This window comes from Flavisolibacter nicotianae, from assembly GCF_003628535.1.
GTDB lineage: Bacteria > Bacteroidota > Bacteroidia > Chitinophagales > Chitinophagaceae > Flavisolibacter > Flavisolibacter nicotianae.
On sequence record NZ_RBCI01000037.1, the window covers coordinates 1 to 2700 of the forward strand.

Below are 2700 nucleotides of genomic sequence, written 5' to 3' on the forward strand. Positions count from 1 at the left end.
GGAGCAAACCCAAACCGTTTTGCAGGATAAATACTTGCAAAACCGCTATTTCAAAGGCATGCGCCACCTGATCCACGACGAGAAAGATCCAAAATGGCTGTTGCAGGAGCCGGTAATCGAAAGCCTCGGTATTCTTGCCTCGCACGACCTGCCTTTCGACGTGGTTGGTGTGTTGCCGCAGCACATTGAAACCGTATTGGAGGTAGCAGAAAAAGTTCCTTCGTTGCGGATGGTCTTTGACCATCTGAACCATCCACCGATCGTGGCCGGTGATAAATTTGGCCGCTGGGGAAGCCTGATGCAGGAAGCGGCCTGGCGTCCCAACTTTTATGCAAAGATCTCGGGCCTTGGCACCGTGACGAAAAAAACCGATTGGACAGCGGAAGATATTAAACCCTACGTGTCGTTTGTCCTGGAGAAATTTGGCGAAGACCGTTGTTTTTGCGGTGGCGACTGGCCCGTATCCTTGCTGGCCGGGAGTTATACCCATACATGGACGGTTTACAAAGACCTGCTTTCGTCCCTGTTAAATGAAGCGCAGCGTAAAAAGGTGTATGCTGAAAATGCAACAATTTTTTACCAGCTATAAATGTTCTTTGAAACGTTTCCGCCGCGATCAGTCCTTTTTAATGGACCGGTTTTATTGGCGAAACGCCAATGGTTTTGCGGAATCGCCGTGAAAAATAATAGGGATCGTCAAAGCCGAATTCCGACGCGATGTCCTTGATCGATTGATCGGTGAAATCTAGAAGCTGGCTGGCCTTCTGCATTTTCAGCTGGATGAAATACTCGATCGGGGAGTAGCCGGTCCGTAGCTTGAAAAGACCGGAGAACCGTGACGGCGAGTAATAGAACTGCTGGCAAAGTTCCTGGAGCGTGATGTTGTTGTTGATGTTCTCCTGCATGAACCGGATGGCCTCGTCAACGATATCCGGCTTGGAAACGCTGGCTTCAAAATGCTTGGCATTGTAAAGGAAGAGAGACAGGAAATGGCTGAGGCAGAGATTGGAAAAGCCAGGTTGTCGATGCTGTAGCCCGACTCAAGTGTTTTGTGAATTTTGTTGAACAGGGCCACGATCGTATCGCTGGTTTTGATGTGCATCGGCCTGACGCGGCCATGTGCTGCACGTTTACTTTTTCGCGTTCATGCGATTCGTGGCTTTGCGTGATGATAACGTGGTAACCCCGGTTATAGGCAATGGATTCGATGCCATTGATGGCTTGTGAAAAAAAGTTGTTGGCGACCTTCCTGACCACTACGCCGATGGCGCGGCTCTTTGTTCTTTTAACGAAAGGGCAATGGGGTTGGGCCGGTAGTTGATTTTTTCGGCGTATTCTAGCACCTGCTTTTGGGTTTCGTCGCTGATCTCGTAACTACCCCGCAAAGCCCTGGATACCGTGGAAGTGGACAGGTTCAAGGCTTTTGCAATGTCTTTGATGGTAACGCTTTCAAACTTCACGACTAAAAAATCAGGGTGGCTTTTTGAAAACGAACTAAAAGTGTTGATTTTTTACAGAGATGATACAACTGCAAACGTTTTCGGTAACGATTGCGTAAAAAAAGGCTTTCATTCTTCATGTTATCCCTGAATATCTGTTTAGACTTGTATGGAAAGTTAAAGGTTAGCGTGGTCGTTGTTTCGGCTGCGGCTTCACCAAAGGATGCATTATGAAAAGACGATCCATTTTCCTTTTTTCTCTTTCACTGGCTTCGGGCCTTTTGCTGCATGCACAAACGAAGCTGCCGTTTACGGTAAAGCAACCTGTTTTCAAAAAAGCCTCTTTCTACATTACCAAATTCGGTGCAAAGCCCGATGGCCTGGCGCTGAATACGGAAAGCTTCAATACCCCCATCAACACCTGCAGCCAAAAAGGCGGCGCCGTGGTCTTAATCCCCCAAGGCCTGTGGCTGACGGGACCGATCGTTTTGAAGAGCAACGTGAACCTGTACCTGAAGAAAAATGCGCTGCTGCAATTCACAAAAGGTTTCAGCCTCCTGCAAGATGAAACGGCAGCCCAGTTTTACCAGCGATGGACAACACTGACACCGGTCGCTCTTGTGCAGGAAGTGTTGCAGGACGAACAGTTCTGGGGAATGGACCTGGGCTTGCTGCCGGGATTTGGAAAGGCGGTGCAGGAAAAGTTAAACCTCCTGTTGGCAGGTGAAATAAAGGATGCCATCAGGTTGCAGGTAAATGTATAATTGTAAAACCAGCGTTGCTAGCTTTGCGATGTTTAGGCAACAAAAACATAGGAAAACAAATACAGTTGTAATGAAAAACTTTTTGGACGAAAATTTTTTACTGAACACCAAAACGGCGCAGCAACTCTATCACGAGTATGCGAAGCAAATGCCCATTATCGACTATCATTGTCACCTGCCGCCCGACCAGATAGCCGAGGATAAGCAGTTTGACAACCTGACCCAGATCTGGCTGTATGGCGACCACTACAAGTGGCGGGCCATGCGTACCAATGGTGTGGACGAACGCTATTGCACCGGCGACGCGACTGATTTTGAGAAGTTCCGCAAATGGGCGGAAACGGTGCCTTACACGTTGCGCAACCCGCTTTATTATTGGACACACCTGGAACTGCAGCGGTATTTTGACGTACATGAAATTCTGAATGGCGATTCGGCAGAAAGAGTTTACGAGGCCTGTACGGCAAAGCTGCAAACGCCGGATTATTCAGTGCGCA

5 protein-coding genes are annotated in these 2700 nt (G+C 48.4%); 3 read left to right on the forward strand and 2 right to left on the reverse strand.

Annotated elements, in window-relative coordinates:
- On the forward strand, nucleotides 1–589 hold a 589-nt coding region (locus tag D6024_RS26170), incomplete at its 5' end, for an amidohydrolase family protein (protein ID WP_162945059.1).
- Nucleotides 590–626: 37 nt separating this feature from the next.
- Here D6024_RS26170 and D6024_RS26175 read toward each other — a convergent pair.
- Together D6024_RS26175 and D6024_RS27390 are read right to left on the reverse strand one after the other, a co-directional pair.
- On the reverse strand, nucleotides 627–905 hold the full coding sequence (locus D6024_RS26175; RefSeq protein ID WP_121357780.1) for a helix-turn-helix transcriptional regulator: 279 nt from the start codon (nucleotides 903–905) through the stop codon (nucleotides 627–629).
- A 351-nt stretch (nucleotides 906–1256) separates the two neighbouring features.
- Nucleotides 1257–1460 (reverse strand): LacI family DNA-binding transcriptional regulator, encoded by a 204-nt coding sequence (locus tag D6024_RS27390; RefSeq protein WP_240410172.1) that lies wholly within the window; start codon nucleotides 1458–1460, stop codon nucleotides 1257–1259.
- A gap of 209 nt (nucleotides 1461–1669) precedes the next feature.
- On the opposite strand from D6024_RS27390, the gene D6024_RS27100 reads away from it, so the two are divergent.
- Both D6024_RS27100 and D6024_RS26190 read left to right on the forward strand, forming a co-directional pair.
- Nucleotides 1670–2203, forward strand: coding sequence for a glycoside hydrolase family protein (locus D6024_RS27100; protein ID WP_205573381.1), 534 nt, complete (start codon nucleotides 1670–1672; stop codon nucleotides 2201–2203).
- Between the two features lie 70 nt (nucleotides 2204–2273).
- On the forward strand, nucleotides 2274–2700 hold a 427-nt coding region (locus tag D6024_RS26190; RefSeq protein ID WP_162945060.1), incomplete at its 3' end, for a glucuronate isomerase.

Coding starts and splice junctions, on each gene's coding strand:
- D6024_RS26175 (WP_121357780.1), bottom strand. CDS start 905: ATGCAGGAGAACATCAACAACAACATCACGCTCCAGGAACTTTGCCAG.
- D6024_RS27100 (WP_205573381.1), top strand. CDS start 1,670: ATGAAAAGACGATCCATTTTCCTTTTTTCTCTTTCACTGGCTTCGGGC.